Here is a 3,590-nt window from a genome sequence, read left to right on the forward strand (position 1 = left end):
CGTCGACGTGCACATGAGCGACATCCTCGAAGGCCGCGTGCAGCTCGATGGCTTCGCCGGTTTCGCGGCGGCCGGCGGCTTCAGCTACGGCGATGTGCTCGGCGCCGGCCTCGGTTGGGCGCGCTCGATCCTGTTCAACGAACGCGCTCGCGACGAATTCCAGCGCTTCCTGGCCAAGGATGATCGCTTCGCGCTCGGTGTCTGCAATGGCTGTCAGATGATGGCCGCACTCAAGGGCATCGTGCCGGGCGCCGAAGCCTGGCCGGCGTTCCGGCGCAATCGTTCGGAGCAGTTCGAAGCGCGCTGGTCGATGGTCGAGCTGACCGAGAGCAAGTCGATGTTCTTCCAGGGCATGGCCGGCACCCGGATGCCGATCGCCGTTGCCCACGGCGAAGGCCGCGCCGAGTTCGGCAACACGGCCGATCAGGCGGCGCTGGAAGCCGCCGGCGGTATCGTGATGCGCTACATCGACAACCGCGGGCGGGTGGCAACGCGCTATCCGGCGAACCCGAATGGCTCACCGGCCGGCATCGCCTCGGTCACCAACGCCGATGGTCGGGTGACGATCCTGATGCCGCATCCGGAACGGACCATCGCCGGCACCGTCGGCAGCTGGTGGCCGCGGCAGTGGGATGACAAGACGCCGTGGTTCCGGATGTTCCAGAACGCGCGGGCGTTCGCGCGCTGAGGATTCCAGGCATAAAAAAAAGGGCGACGCGGAAAACCCGCGCCGCCCTTTTTTGCAGCTGCCGCTTATTTCTTGGCGGGAGCCGGCGCCGCTGCCGGCGCATCGGATTCATCATCCGGCAGCTCGAAATCATCCAGCGGCGGATTGCCGTCGTGGATCAGGTTCCAGCGCTGCTGCAGATAGGCGGTGCGCACGAAGAGGTAGCGATCGAACTGCTGCTCCAGGATCGAATCGGCGCTCAAGTAGTTGGCGCGGGTGTTGACCAGATTGATGCCGGTCGCGCTGAGTGCGTAGACGTCCTCACTGCCGCTGAGGTACCACAGCGGCTTGGTCGGGATGTCGACGACGAAACCGACCAGATCGCGATTGGTGCTCGGGCCGAGTAGCGGCAGCATCAGGTACCAGCCTTCGCCAACGCCCCAGTAGCCGAGCGTCTGGCCGAAGCCTTCTTCGTGACGTGCCAGGCCCACTTCGCTGGCCACGTCGATGAAGCCGACCAGGCCGGCAGTGCTGTTCAGCACCAGACGGCCAAGGTTTTTCGAGGCCTGCAGCGGCTTGCCCTGCAGCAGCGCATTGATGATGTTGCGCGGCTCGTCGAGGTTGTCGAAGAAGTTGCCGATACCGGTGCGAATCGGCGCCGGCGTGATGTACACGTAACCCTTGGCGATCGGCCGCAGCGCGTACTTGTCGGCGGTTTCGTTGATCTTGAAGACGACGCGGTTGACCGGTTCCAGCGGATCGGAGGGGTTGTCGGCCGGGTGATGGGCACAACCGCTGACCAGCAGCGCCGCAAGAGTCAACGAAATGCCTGCATACCTCATGTAGCCGTCCCCGGTGTACGTATTGTTATCTGTCAGGTGAAGCGTAGCAGGGTGTCCAATCCGAAGAAGCGCGACAGCTCGATCAGCTGCGCAGGCGGGTTCCGCAGCTGCAACGGCTTGCCTAGCGCCTGAGCTCGTCGGGTGAGCTCGAGTAGCAGCGCCAGACCCGCGGAATCGGCTCGGGTGACGCCTGCGAGATCGAGCTCACCGGCAGCAGCCAGTTCCTTGGCCCTGTCCAGCCACTGCGGCACATGTTTGAAATCGAGCGCGCCGTCGACTTGCATGCTGGCAGTCACGGCAGGATCAGCTGGCGCCGCCATTCTTCTTGGCCGCTTCGAGGAAATCGCCTTTCTCCATGCGCTCGATCACCGAGTCGAGACCGTTCTTCTTGATCTCGGCATTGAGCTGGGTGCGGAAATTGGTGATCAGCGAGATGTTCTCGACGGCGATGTCGAACACCTTCCAGTCGTTGTCGACATTGCGCACGCGGAAGCCGATCGCATAGGCCTTGCCGCTGTCCGACTTCATCGTCGTGTTGACCAGCGCCGTTTTGTCGTTCTCGCCCAGGCGCACCGGCAGCCAATCGATCTGGATCGAGTTGTAGTTGTCGAGCATGGCGTTTGCGTAGGCGCGCACCATCATGTTCTTGAACGCCGCCGCGAAACGGCTGCGCTGCTCTGCCGTCGCCGCCTTGTAGTTGGAGGCCAGCACCAACTGGGCGATGTAGGGCACGTCGAAGCGCGGCACCACGACTTCGTCGACGGCCTGATAGAACTTCGGCAGATCGGCGCGGTAAGCCTTGTAGTTGGTCTGGATCAGCTTCTGCAGCTGCTCGGTGGTGCCTTTCAGCGCGGTGTCCGGCGTGGCTGCAGCAGGCGCCGCGGCGACTTGCGCAGCGAGACCGAAGCCGAGGATCAAGGTCAGGAATTTCTTCAGCATGGGGTGCTCCAACGGATAGATATCGATGAGTTCACTTCGCAGGAGCCGGGGCTGGCCCATCAGTCTTGGGCGCAGCCTTCGGTTCAGCGGATTCTTCGGACTTCTTGGCGGCGGACGGTTCCTTCTGGGTGAACGAGGTCAGGAACTGGCCGATCAGATTTTCCAGCACCAGCGCGGACTGGGTGAAGGTGATCTCGCTGCCATTCTTCAAAGGCTCCGGATCGCCACCCGGTTCCAGACCGATGTACTGCTCGCCGAGCAGGCCGGCGGTCAGGATCTTCAGATTCGAATCACTCGGAATATTGTTGCGGCTGCCGTCGATTTCCATGCTCACCACGGCCTGGAAGGTTTCCGGATCGATGCCGATCTCGCGAACCCGGCCGATGCGCACGCCGGACAGCTTCACCGAGGCGCCACGTGCCAGGCTGCCGGTGTTCTCGAATTTCGCGGTGATCGTGTAGCTGCTGCCGCTGTCGCCGACCGAATCGAGGCTGGCCACGCGGAAGGTGAGTACGAACACCGCCGCGATGCCGAGGCACACGAAGAATCCGACCAGGAGTTCAAGGCTTCTTGATTGCATGATGAGGGTCCAGTCTGGTCTTGGGTCGCTTAACGGAACATGAAGGCGGTGAGCACGAAATCCAGCGCCAGAATTGCCAGTGACGACACCACCACGGTGGAGGTCGTGGCGCGTGAAACACCTTCGGAAGTCGGCGCTGCGTGATAGCCCTGGTAGACGGCGATCCAGCTGATCGCCAGGCCGAACACGGACGACTTGATCAGCATGTCGCGGATGTCGCCGCCATGCATCGACTGGTTGATCTGCGACCAGTAAGAGCCATCGTCGACGCCCAGCAGCTCGACGCCGATTGCATGACCGCCGGCAATGCCGATGGCCATCATCGAAAAGATCGACACCAGCAGCGGCATCGCGATCAGGCCGGCGATGAAGCGCGGCGCGATGACCCGCTTGATCGGATCGACCGCCATCATTTCCATGCCGGCCAACTGGTCGGTGGCCTTCATCAGGCCGATTTCTGCGGCCAGCGCGGTACCGGCACGGCCGGCGAACAGCAGGCCGGTGACCACCGGACCCAGCTCGCGGACGATCGACAACGCCACCAGCACGCCAAGGCTCGACG

6 protein-coding genes are annotated in these 3,590 nt (G+C 63.0%); 1 reads left to right on the forward strand and 5 read right to left on the reverse strand.

Annotated features, from left to right (window positions below):
• The coding region (locus QZY06_RS14810; RefSeq protein WP_295685846.1) for a phosphoribosylformylglycinamidine synthase subunit PurQ at positions 1-688 on the forward strand (688 nt) is incomplete at its 5' end.
• A gap of 65 nt (positions 689-753) precedes the next feature.
• Here QZY06_RS14810 and QZY06_RS14815 read toward each other — a convergent pair.
• From QZY06_RS14815 to QZY06_RS14835, 5 genes are all read right to left on the reverse strand, one after another.
• A complete protein-coding gene (locus QZY06_RS14815) occupies positions 754-1,488 on the reverse strand; it encodes a VacJ family lipoprotein (protein ID WP_295685847.1) in 735 nt (244 codons plus the stop codon).
• Positions 1,489-1,541: 53 nt separating this feature from the next.
• Positions 1,542-1,793 carry an STAS domain-containing protein gene (locus tag QZY06_RS14820; protein WP_295685848.1) on the reverse strand — a complete coding sequence of 84 codons (252 nt, stop codon included), beginning with the start codon at positions 1,791-1,793 and terminating at the stop codon, positions 1,542-1,544.
• A 19-nt stretch (positions 1,794-1,812) separates the two neighbouring features.
• Positions 1,813-2,448 (reverse strand): phospholipid-binding protein MlaC, encoded by a 636-nt coding sequence (locus QZY06_RS14825; protein ID WP_295685849.1) that lies wholly within the window; start codon positions 2,446-2,448, stop codon positions 1,813-1,815.
• A 31-nt stretch (positions 2,449-2,479) separates the two neighbouring features.
• Positions 2,480-3,028, reverse strand: a complete 549-nt coding sequence (gene mlaD, locus QZY06_RS14830) for an outer membrane lipid asymmetry maintenance protein MlaD (RefSeq protein WP_295685850.1) — start codon at positions 3,026-3,028, stop codon at positions 2,480-2,482.
• A 29-nt stretch (positions 3,029-3,057) separates the two neighbouring features.
• Positions 3,058-3,590: ABC transporter permease (locus tag QZY06_RS14835; RefSeq protein ID WP_295685851.1), on the reverse strand; the 533-nt coding region annotated here is incomplete at its 5' end.

The sequence above is a fragment of the uncultured Nevskia sp. genome, from assembly GCF_903885465.1.
Taxonomy (GTDB): domain Bacteria; phylum Pseudomonadota; class Gammaproteobacteria; order Nevskiales; family Nevskiaceae; genus Nevskia.

Excerpts from the sequence above, each read along its gene's own strand:
- QZY06_RS14820 (WP_295685848.1), bottom strand. The coding sequence starts at position 1,793 with ATGCAAGTCGACGGCGCGCTCGATTTCAAACATGTGCCGCAGTGGCTG.
- QZY06_RS14825 (WP_295685849.1), bottom strand. The coding sequence starts at position 2,448 with ATGCTGAAGAAATTCCTGACCTTGATCCTCGGCTTCGGTCTCGCTGCG.
- mlaD (WP_295685850.1), bottom strand. The coding sequence starts at position 3,028 with ATGCAATCAAGAAGCCTTGAACTCCTGGTCGGATTCTTCGTGTGCCTC.